The organism is Ruminococcus sp. AM31-15AC (assembly GCF_003462045.1).
Classification (GTDB): Bacteria; Bacillota; Clostridia; order Oscillospirales; family Ruminococcaceae; genus Hominimerdicola; species Hominimerdicola aceti.
The window spans coordinates 105536-128096 of record NZ_QTYG01000001.1 but is presented as its reverse complement, the minus strand read 5'-3'; the positions used below and the strand labels follow the sequence as shown (position 1 = coordinate 128096).

Annotated in this window: 14 protein-coding genes; 9 read left to right on the top strand and 5 right to left on the bottom strand. The window is 42.0% G+C overall.

Annotated elements, in window-relative coordinates; translation table 11 throughout:
* The first annotated feature begins 3 nt into the window (after window positions 1-3).
* The 7 genes from DW793_RS00595 to DW793_RS00565 all read left to right on the top strand — a co-directional run bounded on the left by DW793_RS00595 (window position 4) and on the right by DW793_RS00565 (window position 12683).
* Entirely contained in the window at window positions 4-231 is a 228-nt protein-coding gene (locus DW793_RS00595; protein WP_022286677.1) for a hypothetical protein, read from the top strand.
* A gap of 14 nt (window positions 232-245) precedes the next feature.
* Window positions 246-581 carry a hypothetical protein gene (locus DW793_RS00590; RefSeq protein ID WP_118156767.1) on the top strand — a complete coding sequence of 112 codons (336 nt, stop codon included), beginning with the start codon at window positions 246-248 and terminating at the stop codon, window positions 579-581.
* Between the two features lie 67 nt (window positions 582-648).
* Window positions 649-1194 (top strand): hypothetical protein, encoded by a 546-nt coding sequence (locus DW793_RS00585; RefSeq protein ID WP_118156766.1) that lies wholly within the window; start codon window positions 649-651, stop codon window positions 1192-1194.
* A 35-nt stretch (window positions 1195-1229) separates the two neighbouring features.
* Window positions 1230-2546, top strand: a complete 1317-nt coding sequence (locus DW793_RS00580; RefSeq protein WP_118156765.1) for a hypothetical protein — start codon at window positions 1230-1232, stop codon at window positions 2544-2546.
* A gap of 2 nt (window positions 2547-2548) precedes the next feature.
* Window positions 2549-10948, top strand: a complete 8400-nt coding sequence (locus DW793_RS00575) for a hypothetical protein (RefSeq protein ID WP_118156764.1) — start codon at window positions 2549-2551, stop codon at window positions 10946-10948.
* Window positions 10949-10977: 29 nt separating this feature from the next.
* Window positions 10978-11673, top strand: coding sequence for a hypothetical protein (locus DW793_RS00570; RefSeq protein WP_118156763.1), 696 nt, complete (start codon window positions 10978-10980; stop codon window positions 11671-11673).
* 32 nt (window positions 11674-11705) lie between these two features.
* Complete coding sequence (locus DW793_RS00565) at window positions 11706-12683, top strand: hypothetical protein (RefSeq protein WP_118156762.1); 978 nt, start codon at window positions 11706-11708, stop codon at window positions 12681-12683.
* A 109-nt stretch (window positions 12684-12792) separates the two neighbouring features.
* Here DW793_RS00565 and DW793_RS00560 read toward each other — a convergent pair whose 3' ends face one another.
* The 5 genes from DW793_RS00560 to DW793_RS00540 all read right to left on the bottom strand — a co-directional run bounded on the left by DW793_RS00560 (window position 12793) and on the right by DW793_RS00540 (window position 16768).
* The gene (locus tag DW793_RS00560; RefSeq protein WP_118156761.1) at window positions 12793-13038 is read right to left on the bottom strand and encodes a TIGR03905 family TSCPD domain-containing protein; all 246 of its coding nucleotides are present in this window, start codon (window positions 13036-13038) and stop codon (window positions 12793-12795) included.
* A gap of 12 nt (window positions 13039-13050) precedes the next feature.
* A complete protein-coding gene (locus DW793_RS00555; protein ID WP_118156760.1) occupies window positions 13051-14223 on the bottom strand; it encodes an NAD(P)-dependent malic enzyme in 1173 nt (390 codons plus the stop codon).
* A 72-nt stretch (window positions 14224-14295) separates the two neighbouring features.
* Window positions 14296-15168, bottom strand: coding sequence for a PHP domain-containing protein (locus tag DW793_RS00550; RefSeq protein WP_118156759.1), 873 nt, complete (start codon window positions 15166-15168; stop codon window positions 14296-14298).
* Window positions 15169-15374: 206 nt separating this feature from the next.
* The gene (locus DW793_RS00545; RefSeq protein WP_118156758.1) at window positions 15375-16343 is read right to left on the bottom strand and encodes an RluA family pseudouridine synthase; all 969 of its coding nucleotides are present in this window, start codon (window positions 16341-16343) and stop codon (window positions 15375-15377) included.
* Between the two features lie 8 nt (window positions 16344-16351).
* Window positions 16352-16768: a hypothetical protein gene (locus DW793_RS00540; protein ID WP_022286686.1), complete on the bottom strand. Its 417-nt coding sequence runs from the start codon at window positions 16766-16768 to the stop codon at window positions 16352-16354.
* Window positions 16769-17250: 482 nt separating this feature from the next.
* On the opposite strand from DW793_RS00540, the gene uvrB reads away from it, so the two are divergent.
* Window positions 17251-19221: an excinuclease ABC subunit UvrB gene (uvrB, locus tag DW793_RS00530; protein ID WP_118156756.1), complete on the top strand. Its 1971-nt coding sequence runs from the start codon at window positions 17251-17253 to the stop codon at window positions 19219-19221.
* Between the two features lie 122 nt (window positions 19222-19343).
* The gene (gene uvrA, locus DW793_RS00525) at window positions 19344-22166 is read left to right on the top strand and encodes an excinuclease ABC subunit UvrA (RefSeq protein ID WP_118156755.1); all 2823 of its coding nucleotides are present in this window, start codon (window positions 19344-19346) and stop codon (window positions 22164-22166) included.
* Window positions 22167-22561: the final 395 nt, after the last annotated feature.

The window sequence follows — 22561 nt, the reverse complement described above, 5'->3', positions numbered from 1 at the left end:
AACGTGAGCAGTAAAGGGCAGCTTAAAAGAGAAATAAAGAAATGCAGACTTACTATCGAGGAGATAGAGCGTAAGAGATCACGTTCACAATCAGCACTTGTTCAGGCAATTCTTTTGCAGGAAGAGCCTAACGAAATGGACGTTGAGTGGTTCAACAAATACACAGGCGAGATAACCGCTTGCAGAAACCACATGATAGAATTGCAGAAAGAGCTTGACTCGATGAAATAATGGAGGTCGCCAAAGTGGCTGAGCATAAAGTGATAGAGAAAGCAGACAGCGAGGAAGAAAAGAAGAAACGCAAACTGCTTATTATAAAAATAATACCAGTTGCAGTGCTGGCATTTATACTTATTGCGGTCAGCTTGGCTTGGTTTACTATTGATAAAGCCCTTGATCTTGATTCATTTGGAATGAAAAGCGTAGATTCGCCATTTGAACTGAAAACAGTAGCAGTGCCAATGTGCTTAAAGCTGAGATACTTGACAGCAATGACTACTCTAAGGTGTCTGATGGGAGCAACATCACTTCTGACGAGAACAACAAGATCTACTGGCTTCTTGATGAAGAAAGCGGTATGACGAATGGTATTAATCCTGGTAGTCATGGAAAGCTACTTTTTATGTTGTCCCGAACCAGTCGGGGGAAATGGAGATACAGTTCAAGTTGAGTATCACGGGGTATGCAGAGAATAAAAACGAAGACGCTGTTTCTTATGAAAAGGTTACTGAAGAAGAAGTAACTAGATTTATGAATGGACATATCATGTTTTTTGAGAAATATGATGAGAACAATCACACATATTCCGATTTTCTTCATGATGAAACATTCACAAGGACGTTTAAAGATTGTAAAGTAGACGTTCCGCAGGAAGTGAACGTATATTGGGTATGGCCGAACACGCTTGGTCAGATACTAATGAAAAGCACAGATGAAAATCTGACAGAGAAAAACGTGCTGTTTGGTGATAACAGTGAAGAGCGTTTGAATTTTGCAAAATATATAAATGGTAATATAAGCTTGTTCTTGTCAGGTGATGCCGATAAAGAACAAAATAAAACAGTTATTGAGAAAATACTTAATGGTGATAAATACAGCACAGCACAGTTATCGTCATTAAGCTCAATGTATAATGACGCAGACGAAAAGATAGGTACAAAGGTGCAATATATCCTTGTTGAACTAAACGTATAGATAAGAATATTAACTTTGCACGGAGGCAGTTGAAAGTGAAAGCTAATAGAAATCAGAAAATTAATAGAATATGCCACAAGCTTTATAGCAAGTATCGCAAGAATGTTATTTCTTTAGTTACCGCTGCCGTATTGCTTGTTACAAGTATGCCTCTTGCAGACATTTCAGGTGTTGTGTCCAAAATGGTATCAACTGTCACCAATGCGCTTTCAGCTATGGCGGAAGATACATATACTGACATTTCTAATGATATCAAAAGCGGCGTTTATACCATACAGAATGCAGACGATTTTAAAAAGCTTCTTAATGCAGATCCTGCTGTTTATCAGAAAATCACAATATTGTTTTCAAACAACCAATCTCAGTTTAAGGCTTCTGATTTTACAGGAATAGAAAAAGGACTTGGCAATGAAGAATATCCTTTCATGGGAACAGTCAAAGCAAATGAGGGTTCAGCTATTAATCTTCCTATTAATTTTGCTCTGTTTGAATATCTTAGTGACAGTGCAAATTTAGATACTATTATTTTTGCTAGACCGGAAGAAAAAAATTCAGCTTTGCTTGCTGAGAATGTTATACACGGTGATGTGGCTTCAGCTAATAAGTGGAAAATAAAAGCTGATCCTATAGATGATTCAGGTGCTACAATTTATAAATCCTTCACGTCTGTTATAGGCAATATGAAAAATGGAGCAACGGTCGATCTGGATATCGCTCTAAGTAATAATGTCAAGGTGGAAGTATCAGGCGGGGATAATGCAGGCCTTGCTTGTGGCACTATGGACGAAAACACAAGTCTTGCTGTAAGCCTGTCAAGCGGTTTGCTTGACGTTTCAGGCAAGTCGAACGCAGGTGCATTTGTTGGAAAAATGAGTGCTGGTGCGACACTGAACATCGACAAGTGCAACGCCTTGACAGACGTAAATGTATCCGCAAACAATGCAGGCGGACTTGTGGGTAGTGCAGAGAATGCAGAAATAAATGTTGGCGAAGGTGTCACCATTACCATGACCGGAAGCGTTACAGGCTCTGTAACTGTGGGCGGTCTTTTCGGCTCTTATACATACAGTAAAGCCGACGAAAAGACATTTGATATTTCAAAATTCAGTGGCATGAAAATGACACTTGCTTGTTCATCAGGAGATACCGCTGACAGTGCGGCTGTTGGTTCTGTTTTCGGAGTGCTGACAAACAGCACAGATAGTGCAAAATTAGTATCACTGGCACTGCTAATGATACTATTACTTCAAACTTCAAGGGTACTGTCAGGGCAGGCTTTTATGGTGGTATTGTCGGAAGATATTCTGCCAATTCTCTTAAATCTGAACTTGCACTTAGTGATATCATTGTAAATGTGACTGGCTCATGCAATGCCCTTGATTTTGGCGGCCTTATTGGTAAGATAGGTGATGACAGCAAGGCTTATGTAAGCGTCAGGAATACCACTATAAGCATTAATAATTCCACATCATCACAAAATAATTATGGCGGACTTGTGGGCTATGCAGATCAGGCTTTTATTGATGTTGGCGGCAAAGTCACAGTTACGGCAGCTGATGTTTCTGCAAACCAGAGCGTAGGTGGCATTGTTGGCAAATTTAATAAAAATGGCGTTGTAAGGCTTGGCGGTGAAACAGACCTTTCAGGCTTTTATCCTAAAGACCCTAACAAAAACGGATGTCAGATAGTAGGAAATAGAGGCAATGCTTTGATCTATAGCTTAAGCGGCTGGTCATTTACAAGGACATCTTCAATAGTCATAGACGATATGGATTGGGGCGGAGTGCTTCGGCTTAATGATTCCGATCTGCCAGAGAGTGCTGACGGTGTTCTGTCTTTTGATGAATCAGGGCATACTGTTACAATAAATGGATTTACCAATAATAGTATAACCATAAGCAATAGAGCAGATTTTGCCCGTGCGGCTTTGATAATGCAGCATGATAGCAATGATTTTGTTAAGTATAGCGAAAATTCTATAGATAAAACAGCAATACTTAAGGCGAATTTTACTCTTAGTGCAGATGTTGATATAAGCGACACAGGTCTAACAGGCTTTATGCGTGATAATGGTGAGAATACTTTCACAGGCATTCTGAATGGCAATAGTCATAAAATTACTATGAGCGTAGGCAAAGACGCTAAGATAGTTTTCCATACTCATAACGGACTTTTTGCGAAGACAAGCGGTGCAAAAATAAGCAATATAAAGCTTGTTTCAATTTTCAATATTGTTGGCGATAATGCTTCGGACGGTGACGCTTGTTATATTGGTTCTGTATCTGCATACAACAGCGGAGCTTTGACTATTGACAGCGTGACCGCCAATGTGACCGCAGCCCCAAGTGGTGCGTATACGAATTTTGTCGGAGGTCTGGTTGGATATGTTGCTGACGCCACAAGCGAAGTTTCATTCACTAATTCTGCTGTAACAGCAAATCTTACATACGATAATAGCACAACAAAGGTAGATTGTACTTGTCTTGGCGGAGTTATCGGAATGGTAGGAGCTGTTAAATCAAAGCCTACAACTGGTATTAAATTTGATAATGTCACTGTTGGCGGAAATATAACTGACAAACACACAGGTCCTATAACAGGCAGTGCTAATGCCAGGGTTGGTGGACTTATTGCCGAGATAGGTTCGACTATATCATCATCTCCTAATATTGTGAAAATACAAAGTGTTAGTGTAAATACTCTTAATATAAAAACTTCCACTAAAATCAGCGGAAGCACAAGCGGTGGGTTTATTGGTCACAACTGGTATAATGTTGAAGTAACGCTGGATAAAATAATTGTATCTAATTCTACTATAACATCTGATAGTAATGAGATAGGCGGTCTTGTACTTTCCACAACAGGTTATTGGAGCATAAAAAAGGTTAGCTTTGACAGTGTGACAGTAACAGCAAACAACTGTAAAAATTTCGGCATGCTCGCCTCGACATTATTGGGAAGAAATTATGATCCATATACATTTAATTATTCTGATGGATCAGGTTCATATTATGGTACATGTGCCCTTAATGCAACTTATTTTGAACTCACTGATCCTAATGGATATGAGATCTCATCAAATACTAAGATAAATATAAGTAAAAAATATTTGTATTTTGATGAGATAGCTCGTTGTAGTATTTATGCTTCAAATAGTCCTGTTTGCAATCGTCAAGCCATAATTTCAATTCCTGCTGTTAATGATAAAAATGAACGTTTGCTCTATATGGACGGTGAACACTGCAATACCTATCAAAATCAAACAAAAAATAATGGTGCGAAATGGAAAGATAATCCTTGCGCAAGATATTATTATAACCTTGATGTATATAAAAATGGTAAAGCCTCCACAGGCGGAGCTAAAGCTACTGTATGGAGTGCAAGAGTTTTTGCGGCGTCAAACATAAAAAAATATATTTGTGATAAAGACCCTGGTTTCCCTAAAGATGAAACAATAGATTTGCGTAGATATTCTTATTATCCTGTTGATACGAATAACCTAACTATTAGTTCAAGTTCAACTATTATTTTTGACAATAAAGGCTTTAATATGTCTGAAAAAGTGTTAAATAATAACCATCCTCGTCATACGAATGGTAATGATAGTGTTAATCCTAGTAAAAACGATGATTCTCGTACGCAACATTACATGATGCAATCTGGACTTTTCAGAAATGAAAATGGAGCTGTTACAATAAGTGGTAAACTGACCTTTAAGGGAAATATCGGTAAGGTGAATGGTGGTTCAGGTGCATTGGTTTGCGGCTCGGTTGCTGACGACACCAATACTACAAAGAAATCTGTCAAAATTACCGGCAGTATCGTTCTTGATGATCTGTATGTGAATGACGGTGAAAATATAAGCGACTATGCTCCTTTGCTTATAAATAAGATAGGCAACATGACAGAGATCACTATACAAAATGTGTCACAGAAAAAACACAGTACGACCGCTGAACAATATTGCAAAGGCGGTCAGAAATACGCCGCAACAAGCCTTATAGGCAATGTAGGAAGCGAAAATGGTCAAAATATATCTCTGACTTTCTCAAATATCAAGCTTGACGCAAGTAATGAAAATTCAATTTTCAAAAATGCTACTTTGCTTGAAAGCTTTCAGCATTCTGACGGCGCAGGCTCTTCTGCAATATACAACTATAAATGGGATGACGATTGGGGTACAGAAGAAAAGCATAATGTAACCTACGGAAAAGAAGTGTCTGACACCATAAAGAATCGTGTAGATGATGTGAGCAGGCAGAATAAGTATCATGGCGATTGGAGTAGAGATGACAGGTATACTTCCCCTGACAAAAATAACGCAAAAGAGGAATATAGCTTTACTGAATACAAGCCATATGTTGCTAAATCGTATGATAAGACCAAAAACTATGATGAGATAGACGTAAACCTTGAGCGACCATATCTGGACGAGGGCTGCGGAACATACTCTGATCCATATATCCTTGACGCTTCTACTCTTGCCGAGGTCGCACGAGTTATCAGTACAGCCGCACCTACAAATGGCTGGGAAGTAAACTATAATGCAAACGCTTCTGCTGATAAGGCGACTGTTGATGCTAATAGTGCTTTTTGCAAAGGCACCAAGCATGAAACCTATACTTATGATGGTGCAGGCAATTTTGTAAGCGGAACGAAAAAAGTTTCAGTTTCAAAAGATAACCTTATCAAATATCTTTGCGAAGCTTATTACAAGATAGATGATGATATAGTTCTCGGCAGTTCTTTTGCAGGTCTTGGCGGAACATCAAACAGTTACGTTTTCAGAGGCGTTATTGTTGGACAGCAGAGATCCGACGGAACATATCCAACTATAACCAATAAATCTGCAAGCCCGCTCATTAGGTTCAGCAGCGGAAGTGTTGTAAAAGATATCAATATAGAATATACCAAAGAAGTAACGCTTTCAAAAAACAATAATAATAAATTAAACTATAGTACCGGAAAGACGGAGTATTTCGGCGGTGTTATTGGCGTTGTGTTCGGTGGAGATAATATCATTGATAATGTCAAGGTAACAAATCCTAATATAACATTTGCAAATAACGATAACAGCAAACAACATCTCATTACTGCAGGCGGATATGTTGGTGCCATAGTTTACGGCGGTGTTATTTTCAGAAATATGGGCAACGTTGCCAAAGATAGTGCGCTTACAATCAGCAAAACTGTGGCAGTGGGTGAAGACGTATATACCAATCTTTTTATCAATCCATATATAGGCAGAGTTGTAAACGGCTTTGCTATCGAAGAGGGAACAAAGTTCGGTAAGTCAACTAACCTTGACAATGGCAGGAAAAACTATCTCATCACGCAGTTCAAGAGCGAGCTTAATGATGCTGAGAAATTAAATGTTATTGCCGGCACGACAAATACTATTGAAGTGCCTAATGCACAGGCATTGTTTATGCTGTCTGTCATATCACAGTCCGGTATGGGATATACAGATAAATATAAAAACACTTGCGGCTATGGTCATTATACTTTTACTCGAAATGCAGACTATTCAAAAGTTGGTACAGCTACATTGACTTCTGATGATAAAGATTACAAAACTGCGATCTCAGATTATCAAAGACTTGAAAAGGCTACAAGCAGGGAATATGAAAAGAAAAATTCTGTAATGCTAAAAAAATATACAAAGCCAAGTGGAAATCTTTATGAAGCAAAATGGGCACACGATCAAAGTAAGAAATTTACTGTTAAGCTCACAGGAAATGAAACCTATGACCTCACCGACACAGGTTTTCGTGGAATAAATCAGTTGTTTGATGCAGCAGATAGTAACCTGGGCGGCATTGACTGTGGATATACTTTGTCTTTGACAGCTATCCAGGGAAATGATCAGACTATAAAGCTCGATACAGATATAAAAGCCTATGCTGTGAAAATAACAGATAACAAGGGCGGTAACGCTAACACTGTTGAGTTTGAAAATGTGGATAATTATAAATATCGTACCGCATTCGACAAAGTGAAAGGAGTTGGGCTGATAAACTGTTCAACGTATGCTCTAACTGTGGATAGTCTTAAGCTTTCCGGCAAGATCAGCGTTAAGACGTATAACAACGACGGAAAATCGTATGTTAATGAAGACCTTTCTACAGGTGGTATTGTTGGCGGAGTACAGAGTTCTTGCAAGTTTAGCGGAATAACCTTGAACGATCTTGAGGTATCTGGCGCATATACTGTGGGAGGACTTATAGGAAAGTCAACAAATAATATCAATATAAGTGGCGTTAAGTCTGAAAACAGCGGCATATATGTGTATGGCGGATTTGAAACAGGCGGTCTTGTGGGAAATTCTCAGAAAGGCAGCGAATTTAATGTTAGGGATTCCAAGATAACAATTAATAAAGTTGAATTTGCTAATCTTGATAAAGGCACAGGTACTTGGTTTGGCGTAGGCGGGATCGTAGGCTCTGCAAATATCAAAACGACAATAAGCAATGTCCGGCTTATACCTTATAATACAGACAGCTTTATCGGCTCAAAAAAAGACAATAAACCCCTTGCTACCCAGACAATGAACGAGGGCGGTCTTATAGGATTGTCCAACGAAGTATGCACAATAAAAAACACAAGCGTCAGCGTCGATGTTTATGGAAGTAATGCCGGCGGATTCGTTGGAATAAACAAAAAACAGTTGTCTGTCAATGAGAACTGTTATTATGGTGGAACGTCCGAAACATCAGCTTGCGGTGTTTATGGTTATGCAAGCTCAGGCGGAATGGTCGGCACACAGAATGAGGCTGTGAACATATCAAAGTCTGCTGTAAAAAATGCAACGATAGGTATACCAGCTGCTAAAACTGGTGATGCAGGTATCGGAGGTTATGTTGGTATAAAAGCTAATGGTGATCTGAAGATAACTGATAGTGAAGTCAACAATGTTACTCTGTCAGCAGAAGATAAGTCCAATGGTGCAGGTGCAGGTGGTGTGATCGGTCATAATGACCGTGGAAACACATATGCTTATGATATTCTCATAAATAAATTAGGCTATGTAAGAGGCAACAATAGCGTATCTGTTTCTAACTTGATAGGTTGGAACTATGATAAAAATCTATCATCTAAATTTATCGGAGTATCAGTAAATAACACGGATTGTTTACCTGATATACAGTATAATGCTTCACAGATACCTGCCAGCTTCACCGCAGTTCACTCTGACTACAACGGCGATCAGAATAATACTCAAAATATCGGCGAGGGAAGCAGGACACACGTTGATATCTATTCACCTTATGTCAATATAAACCCAAGCGTTACTGTCGGCGGTAAGACTTTCGCAGGTGATTTTGTTGGCGGAAATATGCAGACTATCATTAGTGACGCTGCTTCCTATACGAATGGCACAAAGACAAAATCCTATGGCATAAACAGTACCATAAAGACATATGCAGAGGATCTGGGTAATTCAAAGCTTACAACATTCAAGCAAGCTTCCGAGCTTGATGTTCAGGAGCTGAATGATCTTCCTGTTCTGCTTATTGATGATAACTCATCGTTGAATATCACACAAATGCTCGCAAAGTATATATCAGTTCTGACAAATTGTGATGTTTGCGACAGCAGTTCAAATAAGCTGAAAACAACAGATCTTATGAATGTAAGCACAGCGACTTATGTGTATGATAACGATGTTTTGAAAAAATCAGACAAAAGCACTCTTACGTTTAACAGCAAGACAGGATATTTCAAGGTCACAGACGGTCAGTATGACAATGACGGCACAAACAGATTTACTGTCATTACTCTCGATTATACCGACCCAACGGGAAGCGGCAAAACTGCTCTTAGACTTCATATTCCTGTTTTTGTAAGAAAGGTGCTTGATTTCAGCTTCCAGTCTTACGTTATCTCAGGCACAGACTATAACCATTCTCATTATACGGATAAAACAAAGCTTGCTTTTGAGAGCTTTGACGCACCTGTTACTACTTATTTTAAGTATTCCTATTACAAATCCGCTAACGAATGGGAAAAAATGCTCAATAACGGTGACAGCCTGCTTTGGAGCTTTGATAAAAAGCTTTATCTTATTGGTGATAATGCCACTGACAGTGGTGTGCTTACCGATGATACAAAGCTAACTCTTGTTGATGCAAATAACAATGATAAGACTTATCATTCTACCGCAAGTGATGCTAAGTTTAATAAAACAACTGGTGAGCTTGACTTGACAAACATAAGTGGCTTTAAACCGGTCACAATGAATGATGTTCTGTTAAGATATGCGTCGGTAACAGCCGCAGAATCATCTGACGGAACTCTTGTTGAAGCGGATGAAGCTGCAGCTACCGTGAAAACAAGCGACGGCAAGTGTTATAGACCTGCCGGCGAGGGTGAAACAGGCACTTATAAGATAATTGTTACAGCGAACAGTGATACACCGAAAAATGCTAATGACGAAATGATAATAAGCGAGAACTATTATCTCACTATCAATATTCCGGAAACGGGAAGCTCAAAAAAAGTCATCAAGAACTTTGTGAATTATTATAGCGGCAATCGGCCAAGAAAACTCAATGGCAATATTCCTACAAACCTTGTCCAAGTGACAAATAATGACACTGGCGCATATGTTATTGCAAACTTTTTTACACAGCTAGTAAGTGTGACGGCTCATGACCCAGAGGAGATAACAGCGTCAAATAATTTTGTCCGTGCCACAATGACGTCAAAGATAAGCATTGATCAGAGCCTTAGAGATACATTTAATGGCTATAAGAGTGACGATTTCAATATGTATCAGGCGTTTAAATTCTCTATGAAGAACTTTGATGAAAACGATGCGGCAGCTAATGCAAAGATCATTGCAGGAACTTCGGTGAATGTTGATTACAGCATTTTAAACAGTTCAGACACAGAGTTATCAAACGCAAAAATAAGCAAGACTGAGACACTTTCAGAAGCTAAAGACAGCTATATGCTGATGTATCCCGATTCGGTCTACGATTATATCAATAGTGACACAAATGGCTCTATAACTGTCAAGGCTGATATCAGCTTAACTTATGGTACTGCAGGGATCATAGATCAGTTTCCTGAGCGTAAGGACGGGGATACCAAAACCGGTATTGGCGTAAATGCGTCGTCATATGTTGCATATAGCCAGAACAATATTGAGAACAGCTCTATCTCTAAAAGTGGAGATATGCCTGCCAGACGCTACTATAGAAAGGCAATGACGGTGGCACAGCTAAACTATAACGTTGCAGAGTCAACGGTTCTTGAGTCGAAGGATTCACCATTTTCGCAGCTTGGTATCAATGCCAAAGATATGACTACAGAAGAAATGGCAATAACAGCAAATGCTATCTATGATCTGTCTGCTTTGAGTCGGTCAACAAGGGACAGTGGCAAAAAAATACAGTATACAATGAGGTTGTATGTTAAGGACAATAGCGGCGATTATAAGCAGACAAACGATATTAGCAAATATCTCAGTAGCTTTACTTTGGAAAACGCCACATCAAACAGCGGTCTGAATGGCAAGGAGTGCGTTTTTACCACTGACTATAATGGCGAAGAACAAAACACAGCCGTTACGAAATTTACAGTAAAAACAGGCAAGGCTTTTGAGGAGCAGGGACTTACCTATGCAAACTATAGAGTTGAGCTTACCGCAGTATTGCTTAATGACAACAACTCAGTTGTTAATGGAACTACCGCAAGCGACTATGTTGTTTACACCAACGCCAAAATAGAAACAGGCTTTATAAACTAATAATAAGCAGGCATTTTCAGGAGAAAATTATGACAAAAAGCATTTTTGGAAAATTCAGAAAATTAGAAAAGAAGAAGAAGCTCCAGCTAGTCATAGCAGTATCTCTCTCGGCGGTACTGCTTGTGGCACTGCCTGTTTATGCGTGGTTTACTCACAAACGTTCTATTGCTCTTACAACAAAAATAAATGCCCCTACTCAGCTTTATATCACCGCAGGAAACAAAGAATCTGTGGCAAATCTTGAAATGGCAGATATTGACGTTGAGAACGGCAGATATAAAGACTTTGTTTTCGGCATAGGCGGGGCAGATGTGCAACAATATCAAATACAGCTTGCACATACAACGAATATCCCTTTTGAGTATGAGATATATCGTGCGAAAAGCGTCAGTGAAACTGAAAAATCAGAAGCTGTCGTTTATGTTTCAGATGAAGAGAATAAAACGTTTTATTACAAAATAGACGGCAATAAGATCTCGGGACATTATCTCAATCAGCAAGGCTCGGAGATCATTGGTGACAGCACGCTTCACGAAAAGTCCTATGACAGTTACGGCAATGTTCAGAAAAATGCCGAAGCACTTTATTGGCAGTCGGACGCACTGACGGTAATTGACAATAAAGACCCGTTTTGCGATTATTTTATAATAAGAGTAAAATGGAATGAAAATGTCCAAAACAATAAAGAAACTGATATGGTCTACCTGACAGTTCAGAGAAAGTAATAATTCACAAAATAGAGAGGAGGGCGGCTGTTATGAAAGACAAATTTATAAAAAAGCTTAAAAGATCGTGGCTTGCAATATGGATAGCTTTTGCGGCAGCCGCACTCAGTACTATTGGCGTCCTGGCGGCTTATACCAGCGTTTCAAGTGTAAAGCGAGTTGTGTCCACACAAAAGGGAGCTGGCATGCTGTTTTCATCTAATTATCTTACAACAGATGAAAATGATCTTCCAAGGACGATAACTTTTAGCAGTATGGAAACCTCGCCTTGTGTGACAGTCAATGTATGCAACTATCCGCAAACAATGATAAAGCACAATGATAAGGATATCACATACACCATTACAGTTGAGCTTGTGGACAGCGACGGAAATGCCGTTACCGGAGAAGAAGCTGCAAAATACTCGGTTGAATATGGCGGTGAAAATAAGACTTTTGAAGGTAATTCAAAAATTGTATTTTCTTCACTTGTGCTTAAATCAGATGATTTCAACAAGCATGAATTTGTGCTGACCTTTGATAAGTCACAGCTCACAAAGTCTGATATATACATGAAAGTGACAGCCGCACCTACAGATCAGGCAGAGTTGAAAACGCTCTCCGCAAAGCTTGGCGTTATCTATATAAATGATAACACATCAGCAACATGGACAGGCACATTCATCGACAACGCCGCCTCGCCAAAAGATCTTGACGGATTCAACTATCGCCTGTCAGGCAGCGGCGAGGGTACTGTCACACTGACATGGAACACGAAGTATGTTGATATCAGCACATGGTTTAAAAACACTTACAGCCTAAATGTTTCTACAGATGTAAATACAAAAATTGCCACTGCAACTATGAAAGTCGATTCTGCTGAAAAAAATCAATATGACATTCAGTTCTATCGAACGAACGGCATAAACGGTGCGGAGCAGTGGTCTGACCATAATCATACCGATATTACGGTGAATGGAACGGGATTTGTATCAATGAGTTTCACTCAAGGCGCAGCGTCAGGGAATTAGAATATGTACAAAAAAACGGACTGCAAACAAAATGCAGTCCGTTTTCTTTTGTAGGGGCGAACAGTGTTCGCCCGTTTTTTATATCCGTATAATGTCCAAGTACGAAAGCTTAGAGTGCAGACTTCAAAGCCTCAGCAAGCTGAGCAGGACATGATGTGCCACGTCCGTTGCAGTCGATACCCTCAAGTCTGTCGATAACGTCTTGAACCTTCATGCCCTCAACAAGCTTTGATACACCCTGTGTGTTGCCGTTACAGCCGCCTGTGAAATGCACTTTCTTTACGATACCGTCCTCTACTTCGATATCTATTTTTCTTGAACATACTCCCCTTGGAGTGTAGCTTATAGTTGCCATTTGAAAAACCTCCTAAATTCTTGCTACGCCTGTTTCTCTTGCAGCCTTTGCCACAGCCTCAGCCACAGCGACCGGTACTGACCTGTCAAAAGAGTTCGGCAGAATAAATTCCGCACTGAGCTTGTCCTCAGGCACACAGCCTGCGATAGCCTTTGCGGCAGCCATTTTCATTTCCTCGTTGATGTCAGAAGCCCTCACCGCAAGCGCACCCTTGAAAATTCCTGGGAAAGCGATAACGTTGTTTATCTGGTTAGGGAAGTCTGAACGTCCTGTTCCAACGATAAACGCACCTGCCGCCTTTGCTTCGTCAGGCATTATCTCAGGAGTCGGGTTAGCCATTGCGAAAAGTATAGGCTTGTCGTTCATGGATTTAACCATTTCAGCGGTCACAAGCTTTGGCTTGGAAACACCTACGAAAGCGTCGGCACCCTTGAGTGCGTCAGCAAGAGAGCCGTGGAGCTTGTTCTTGTTTGTGACCTTTGCCATTTCAGCGTGAGCCTCGTTAAGATAATCATCGCCCTCGCAGATTATTCCCTCACGGTCTACCATGATAAGGTTGCCGATACCAAGAGAAAGCAAAAGCTTTCCTATAGCACAGCCGGCCGCACCTGCACCGTTTATAACAAGCGTGATATCCTCTATCTTCTTGTTTGCTACCTTGCAGGCATTCATAAGTGCCGCACCGACAACGATAGCAGTTCCGTGCTGATCGTCATGGAAAACAGGGATATCAACTCTCTCTTTGAGCTTTGCTTCTATTTCAAAACATCTTGGAGCGGCGATATCTTCAAGATTTATTCCGCCGAAGCTGTCTGATATCATAGCGATGGTGTTTACAATTTCGTCAACGTCATTGGACTTTATGCAAAGCGGGAAAGCGTCAACGTCTGCGAACTCCTTGAAAAGCGCACACTTGCCCTCCATAACAGGCATACCTGCCAGACCGCCAATATTGCCAAGACCAAGCACAGCAGAGCCGTCTGTGATAACAGCCACAAGATTTGCACGTCTTGTAAGCTCATATGAAAGGTCGGGATCTTTCTGTATCTCAAGGCAAGGCTGAGCAACGCCCGGAGTATATGCGAGAGTAAGGTCTTTGGCATTGTTTACCTTTGCTCTTGAGCAGACCTCTATCTTGCCTTTCCATTCTCTGTGTTTCTGTAGTGATTCTTCCATTACGTTCATTTTATACAGTCCTCTCTATTTTACGCATTAAAGGAACATTACCGCATGATAATGTCCCTTTATTATACCATATTATTTCTCTGTTTTCACAGCCGCTTTGTTAGCTTTTTGTGAATTTATATGAATGAGCCTGAACAGCTTGTCAAGATTTTCCTTGTCAGTGGTCATGCTTCCGATATGTGTCATTGTTTCGTTATACAGACCGTGGAAGTCAGAGCCGCCAGTCACTATCAGGTCATGTTCCTTTGCGATATCCACAAGCTTCTGCTGTTGAGTTGGAGTAGCAGAGTGATGATAAGCTTCAATTCCGTCAAGCTTTCCTGCCTCGATAAGTTCAAGAAGCAGCTCGGTGTTGTTGAACATAACAGGGTGTGCCATTACTGCAATGCCCTTTGCGGAGTGTATAAGGTCAAGCACAAAGTTTACGTCAGGATATTCACGGGTCACAAGACATTCGCCGTTTGGATATGCAAAAAGCTTGTCGTTCACAGAGCCGTAAAGCTCCGTTGCATAGCCGTAATTTACCAATGCTCTCATGATATGCTGTTTAAAAATGCTCTTTGAGCTTTTTGTGTAGTGCAGTACAGCATCGGCAGGAATAGGATATCTTGCCATTACCTTTTCTATCATTTCCTTTGCACAGTCTTTTCTTATCTGGCATGACTTCAGGCAAAGACCTTCCAGCCTGTCAGGTTTCTGCGGTGCATAGCAAAGAATGTGTACTTTTGAATTGCGCTTCTTGTCCCATGCGGAAAGCTCTACCGCAGGAATGACCTTGACCCCATAACGTTCGCCAAGTATTTGCGCTCTGTTTGATGATGAAAGAGTGTCATGGTCTGTTATCGCAAGAAAGTCAAGTCCCATTCTCTTTGCCTGAACAATGACCTCTTCTATACCAAGCGAGCCGTCAGACAGCGTTGTGTGACAATGCAGATCTCCTGTCATACCTTTGTTCCTCCAAATCTATAAAATATATCTGTCATTTTCTGTATATATAGTACAGCCGTTAAATTTGACTAAATAATTATAACATATTTTATATACATTTGCAAGCACTTTTGAACAATTTACACAAAATTTGCACGAAAATTATATTATTTTGTCGTATATGACAAATCTACAGTGTCGAAATAGTGCGATTTAACGAAATATCAGAGCTTATATCCGAAGAATTTTTCGCAAAACCATACGTCTTTAACCTGAAAGCTCTTGCCGTTTAGATATTCAAGTATACCTGCGTCAGTGGTGAATTTAAAGGTGAGCTTGTACGAATAAAGTGCCTGCGTTTTCACATTGTATGCACGGTTGACTTTATTTATTCCGTATTTGCCGTCGCCGAGAAGTGGATAGCCGATGTGAGCAAGGTGCGCCCTTATCTGATGCGTTCTGCCTGTGATGAGGTCAACTTCGAGAAGTGCAAGATCATCAGCCTTGTTTTCCGCAAGCACACGATAAGAGGTTATCATAGTGCGGCTGCCCTCAAATTTCTTGTCAGATACCTTGACAGTTTTTGTGGTTTCATCTTTCTGATGATAAGCTGTGAGCCGTGCAGACTTTTCCTTTGGTATGCCAACGGTCACGCAAAGATAAAGCTTTTCAAGTTCTCTGTCTTTGACTTTCTGATTAAGCACACGCAAACTTTCAGCATTTTTCGCACATATTACAATACCGCCTGTGTTGCGGTCTATCCTGTTACAAAGGGCAGGAGCAAAAGACAGCTCCTCCTCAGGACGATATTCACCCTTTTCATAAAGATAGTGCTGTATCCTGTTTATGAGTGTGTCCGCCGAGCCGCTTTCGTCCTCATGTACCACAAGTCCGCACTTTTTGTCGCAGAGGATAATATTCTCGTCCTCGTAAATAATATTCAGTGCAGAGGGTGCGGAAAGAAATGCAGGCTTGCCGCTGTCGGTATCAAAAAATTCGTCATTGATGTAAAGCTGCATAACGTCACCGCAAGCAAGCCGTGTGGATATCTCACAGCGTTTGCCATTGACCTTGATACGCTTCAGGCGCAGATATTTGTACAGCAGATTTTTAGGCAGCTTCGGCACAGCCTTTGTGAGAAACTTGTCAACACGCTGACCTGCGTCATTCTGATTTATTATAAATTCTCTCATGCTATACCTCAGAGCTTCACACGAGCGGAGAATCCTCCGTCAATAAGCTCGTCAAGACCCGTGCTGTCTGCACCGCTTTCACGGAGAAGCAGAAGAATTTCTGACATATCGCAGGCTTTGCCTTTACGGCGAGATATCTCCTCTTCACATTTGATAGCATATTGTAAAGGCTTTTTGTCAGCAGGGAAGTTCACATCTGAGCCTTGAGCGATGAGCCATTTGATGAAATCAACACTTCGTTTGTCGGGCTTGAGAACACCGTCCTGCTCAACAAAGTCAGCACTTTCGATAGCAGTGAGCAGGAAAGTAAGACCGTTGCTGTCAGTGTCGTTGTAGTCCACATCATCAGAGATGAATAAGAATTTAAGTTCTTCCAGTTCACGCTTTGAGAGGGTGTAGTTGTATTCGTCATATGATCTATTCATGTTACGTCCTCCTGAAATTATTACTATAGTGATATTATAACCTAAAGTGTGGAAGATTGCAAGAGGGGAGCGGTATTAAGTGAGGAGTGAGGAATGAGGAGTGAGGAGTGAGGAATGGGCAAAGCTGAACAGAGATGTGGACAAGCACCGAGCGTAGCGATTTTGCGGCATGACAAACTCTCCCGAATAATCTGTAGGGGCGAACAGCGTTCGCCCGTGCTCAGGATTTGCTGTAAATTCAGAATTGTCGGGGAGAATTTTTTGCTGCCGAACCTTGTTGTTGCCGTGGGCTTATTACTTCGACGAGCGAACACCGTTCGCCCCTACACATACATCGAGCTGATACCGCAGGTTGAGTAACAATACCAGTCCGAAAAATCGTACATATACGCAAATTCAAAAAATATTGATAAAAAAGCCTTTACAATTAAAAATAATTGTAATATAATGATTAAAACAACTGTTCGATTGAGGAGGCATTTATGGATAAGTTTCAGCTTGTTTCAGATTATAAGCTATCGGGCGACCAGCCTGAGGCGGTGGACGCTTTAGTAAAGGGTATCGAAAGCGGCATGAGAGAACAGACCCTTATGGGCGTTACCGGTTCCGGCAAGACCTTTACTATGGCAAACGTTATTGCTAGGATAAACCGTCCGACGCTGGTGCTTGCCCATAATAAGATACTTGCCGCTCAGCTTTGCTCTGAGTTCAAGGAGTTTTTTCCGAACAATGCCGTGGAATATTTCGTGTCCTACTATGACTATTATCAGCCTGAAGCCTATGTGCCAAGCAAGGACGTTTATATCGAAAAGGACAGCTCCGTTAATGACGAGATAGATAAGCTCAGACATTCCGCTACCTCCGCTATCGCTGAACGCCGTGACGTTATTATCGTTGCCAGCGTTTCTTGTATCTACTCCCTCGGCGACCCTGAGGAGTATAAGTCCATGGTGGTGTCTATACGTCGTGGTATGGAGAAATCCCGTGACAGGCTTATCGCTGACCTTGTGGGTATCCAGTATGAGCGAAACGATATAAATTTTGTGAGAAACAAGTTTCGTGTCAGGGGAGATGTGGTGGAGATATTCCCTGCAAATTCCACAGACACTGCCATAAGAGTCGAGTTTTTCGGTGATGAGATAGACCGTATCACAGAGATAAATGTTGTCACAGGCGAGGTGCTTTGCTCCCTTGCCCATGCGGCGATATTCCCTGCTTCTCATTATATCGTCAGCCGTGATAAAATGCACGATGCTATCGAAGAGATTAAGCAGGAGCTTGACGAGCGTATCAAATATTTCAAAGACAACGATATGCTTATCGAAGCTCAGCGTATCGCTCAGCGCACCAACTATGACATCGAGATGTTGGAGGAGATAGGCTTTTGCAGCGGTATCGAGAACTATTCCCGAGTGCTTGCAAGACGTCCCGCAGGCTCAACGCCGTTCACTTTGCTTGACTTCCTGCCTGATGATTTTGTGCTTTTCGTGGACGAGTCACACGTTTCTCTGCCGCAGGTAAGAGGTATGTATGCAGGCGACAGAGCGAGAAAACAGACCCTGGTTGACTATGGCTTCCGTCTGCCCTCAGCAATGGATAACAGACCGCTGACATTTGATGAATTTTATTCTCATATTAATCAGGCGGTTTTCGTGTCGGCTACCCCTGGACCTATCGAGCAGGAAAAGTCACAGCAGATAGTGGAGCAGGTAATAAGACCGACAGGTCTGCTTGACCCTGAGATAATCGTAAAGCCGACTGAGGGTCAGATAGAGGATCTGCTCAGCGAGATAAATATGCGCACAGCTAAAAATCAGCGTGTGCTTGTTACTACTCTTACTAAGAAAATGGCTGAGGATCTCACAAACTATCTCAAGAGCTTTGACGTGAAGGTGAGATATATGCACCACGATATAGACACTATCGAGCGTATGGAGATAATCCGTGACCTGCGTCTGGGCGAGTTTGATGTGCTTGTTGGTATCAACCTGCTGAGAGAGGGTCTTGACCTGCCTGAGGTAACTCTTGTGGCGATACTTGACGCTGATAAGGAGGGCTTCCTGCGTTCTGAAAGCGCACTTATACAGACTATAGGCAGAGCCGCTCGAAACGCTGAGGGCAAGGTAATAATGTATGCCGACACGGTGACACGCTCAATGGAAAAGGCTATCACCGAAACGGAGCGCCGTCGTGCAATACAGATGAAGTTCAACGAAGAGCACGGCATAGTTCCGAAAACTATCGTCAAGGATATAAGAGATGTAATAGAAATATCCACCAAGGAAGAGGTGGAATACGAGGCAAGGCAGAAAACAAAGCTTTCAAAGCAGGAAACCGCAAAGCTCATAGACAAGCTCACAAAGGAAATGAAAGAGGCGGCAAAGCTGCTTGAATTTGAGCACGCCGCATTCCTGCGTGATAAAATTGCGGAGTTAAAGGGTGAGAAGAAATAAAAAGCCTTGCGAAACATAAGACGGATATATATCCACAAAACGTGTGTAGTGGCGAACAGTGTTCGCCCACCTGCATACCAATATGTGATTTTTCAATACCAAAAGGAGAGTAAAGAATACCAATGCCAATTAACGAGATAGTTATAAAAGGTGCAAGAGAGCATAATCTCAAAAATGTTGATGTTACCATACCGAGAGATAAGCTTGTTGTTATGACGGGTCTTTCGGGTTCGGGTAAATCTTCTCTTGCATTCGATACCATATACGCTGACGGACAAAGACGTTACGTTGAGTCGCTGTCATCTTATGCGAGAATGTTTTTGGGTCAAATGGACAAGCCTGATGTTGACAGCATAGAGGGACTTTCCCCTGCTATATCCATAGACCAAAAGACCACCTCAAAAAACCCACGTTCAACTGTTGGAACAGTCACGGAGATATATGACTATCTCAGACTTCTTTACGCCCGTATAGGCGTACCGCACTGTCCTGTCTGCGGAAGAGAGATACGTCAACAGACAGTGGATCAGATCGTGGATAAGATAATGGAGCTTGAAGAGGGCACTAAGATACAGCTTTTAGCTCCTATCATCAGAGGACGTAAGGGCGAGCATACAAAAGAACTTGACCGTGCCAGAAAGTCGGGATATGTGAGAGTGCGTATAGACGGCATAACCTATGACCTTTCGGAAGAAATAAAGATAGAGAAAAACAAGAAGCACACTATCGAGATAGTGGTTGACCGACTTGTTATCAAAGAGGGCATAAAGTCCCGTCTTACCGACAGTATCGAAACTGTTTCTTCGCTTACAGGGGGACTTGTTGGCGTTGACGTTATCGGCGGAGAGGAAATGCTTTTTTCTCAGAATTACGCCTGCCCTGAGCATGGCGTATCCATTGACGAGCTGACACCGAGAATGTTCTCATTCAACAATCCTTTCGGTGCTTGCGAAAAGTGTACAGGTCTTGGTGTGTTCAAGAAGATAGACCCTGAGCTTATTATTCCTAACAAAGACCTTTCCATAAGACAAGGCGCAATAAAAGCCAGCGGCTGGAACAGCCTTGAAGAAGGTTCTATCGCAATGATGTATTTCAACGCAATTTCTGAGACCTACGGCATTTCCCTTGACGAGCCTGTGAAAAACCTCGACAAAGACGCTATAGACGTTTTCCTTTACGGCACGCAGGGTCAGAAGCTTCACCTAAAGCGTGGCAATAAGTTCTATAAGGCTGACTATCAGGCTGAATTTGAGGGCGTTATACCAAACCTTGAAAGGCGTTATAAAGAGTCTAACAGCGATTGGGCAAAGGCTGATATAGAAGCTTATATGAGCGATGAAAAGTGTTCTGCATGCCATGGTGAAAGGCTGAAAAAAGAAAGCCTGAGCGTTACAGTTGGCGGAATAAATATCGCAGAGCTTTGTCATAAGTCCGTCGCAAAAGCCCTTGAATTTTTTGAAAACCTTGAGATAAGCGACCGTGACAAGCTTATCGGCGAGCAGATAATAAAAGAGATAAAATCACGCCTTGGCTTTCTCAAAAGCGTTGGACTTGAATATCTCACCCTGTCACGTTCCGCAGGCACTCTCTCAGGTGGCGAGAGCCAGCGTATAAGGCTTGCAACGCAGATAGGCTCATCACTTGTGGGTGTGCTGTATATACTTGACGAGCCGTCTATAGGACTTCATCAGCGTGACAATGACAAGCTTATCGCCACACTGAAAAGGCTTCGTGACCTTGGCAACACTCTCATAGTGGTCGAGCATGACGAGGACACAATGCGTGCGGCAGATTTCGTGGTTGACGTTGGACCGGGAGCAGGCATTCACGGCGGAGAGATAGTCTGCGCAGGAACTGTTGACGATATAATGAAGTGCAAGCGTTCCATCACAGGACAGTATCTCAGCGGCGAGAAGAAAATACCTGTTCCTGAAACACGCAGAAAGGGAAACGGCAAGTATCTGAAAGTCATCGGTGCGACACAGAACAATCTGAAAAACATAGATGTTGAGATACCTCTCGGCACTTTCACCTGCGTAACAGGTGTGTCAGGCTCAGGCAAATCATCACTTGTGAACGAGATAATCTATAAGGAACTTGCGGGCAGATTAAACCGTGCGAAAATACGCTCTGGAGCATTCAAGGAAATGCAGGGGATAGAGCATCTTGATAAGGTAATAGATATTGACCAGTCGCCAATAGGCAGAACGCCAAGGTCTAATCCTGCCACCTATACAGGCGTTTTCACCGATATCAGAGAACTTTTCGCTCAGACCGCTGACGCAAAAATGAAAGGCTACGGTGCAGGACGTTTCTCATTCAACGTCAAAGGCGGAAGATGTGAAGCCTGCGAGGGCGACGGTATAATCAAAATAGAAATGCACTTTTTGCCTGACGTGTATGTACCGTGCGAAGTCTGCGGTGGTATGAGATACAACCGTGAAACGCTGGAAGTCAGATATAAGGGCAAGAACATCTATGACGTGCTTGAAATGACAGTGGAAGAAGGCGTTGAGTTTTTCAGTGCTATCCCTAAAATAAGCCGTAAGCTTGAAACACTGTATGAAGTTGGTCTTGGCTATGTGAAGATAGGGCAGGCGGCTACAACCCTTTCAGGCGGTGAAGCGCAGAGAGTCAAGCTTGCAACAGAGCTTTCAAAAAGAGCCACAGGCAGAACTATATATATCCTAGACGAGCCGACTACAGGACTTCACACTGCTGACGTGCATAAGCTTATAGAGGTATTGCAGAAGCTTGCAGACGGCGGAAACACAGTGCTTGTTATCGAGCATAATCTTGATGTGATAAAGACCGCAGACCATATTATAGATCTTGGTCCTGAGGGTGGCGACGGCGGCGGAACTATCGTCTGCACAGGCACGCCTGAGGAAATTGCGGCTTGCGACAGGTCTTATACGGGACAGTATTTGAAGAAGATGCTGTAACAAATGAGGAATGAGGAGTGAGGAGTGAGGAATTGGCATAGCTGACCCTTGTGGCTCTTCAGTACGAGGTAAATGTATGCACCGAGTTTATTCTGCTATTTAGTGCAGAGGGGTGCAGAAATGAAACTACCAAACAAATAAATTCAAGGCGGTGTCGGGAAAAAAACTCACACCGCTTTTTTCTATTATCATAAAAGCACCAGCAAAGAGCGTAGCAATCTTGCGGCAGTAGAACCTTTCCCGAATAATCTGTAGGGGCGAACAGCGTTCGCCCATGCTCAGAACTTGTACAAATTCAGAACTGTAGGGGAGTTTTTTACGTTTGCCAAACAGCGTAATAATCAGGGTTTATTTCTTCGACGGGCGAACAGTGTTCGCCCCTACACATTATTTTA

Bases quoted from the DNA above. Each gene is read 5' to 3' on its own strand.
- DW793_RS00550 (WP_118156759.1), bottom strand. From the start codon at position 15,168: ATGACAGGAGATCTGCATTGTCACACAACGCTGTCTGACGGCTCGCTT.
- DW793_RS00565 (WP_118156762.1), top strand. From the start codon at position 11,706: ATGAAAGACAAATTTATAAAAAAGCTTAAAAGATCGTGGCTTGCAATA.
- DW793_RS00570 (WP_118156763.1), top strand. From the start codon at position 10,978: ATGACAAAAAGCATTTTTGGAAAATTCAGAAAATTAGAAAAGAAGAAG.
- DW793_RS00560 (WP_118156761.1), bottom strand. From the start codon at position 13,038: ATGGCAACTATAAGCTACACTCCAAGGGGAGTATGTTCAAGAAAAATA.
- uvrA (WP_118156755.1), top strand. From the start codon at position 19,344: ATGCCAATTAACGAGATAGTTATAAAAGGTGCAAGAGAGCATAATCTC.
- uvrB (WP_118156756.1), top strand. From the start codon at position 17,251: ATGGATAAGTTTCAGCTTGTTTCAGATTATAAGCTATCGGGCGACCAG.
- DW793_RS00545 (WP_118156758.1), bottom strand. From the start codon at position 16,343: ATGAGAGAATTTATAATAAATCAGAATGACGCAGGTCAGCGTGTTGAC.
- DW793_RS00555 (WP_118156760.1), bottom strand. From the start codon at position 14,223: ATGAACGTAATGGAAGAATCACTACAGAAACACAGAGAATGGAAAGGC.
- DW793_RS00540 (WP_022286686.1), bottom strand. From the start codon at position 16,768: ATGAATAGATCATATGACGAATACAACTACACCCTCTCAAAGCGTGAA.
- DW793_RS00585 (WP_118156766.1), top strand. From the start codon at position 649: ATGGAGATACAGTTCAAGTTGAGTATCACGGGGTATGCAGAGAATAAA.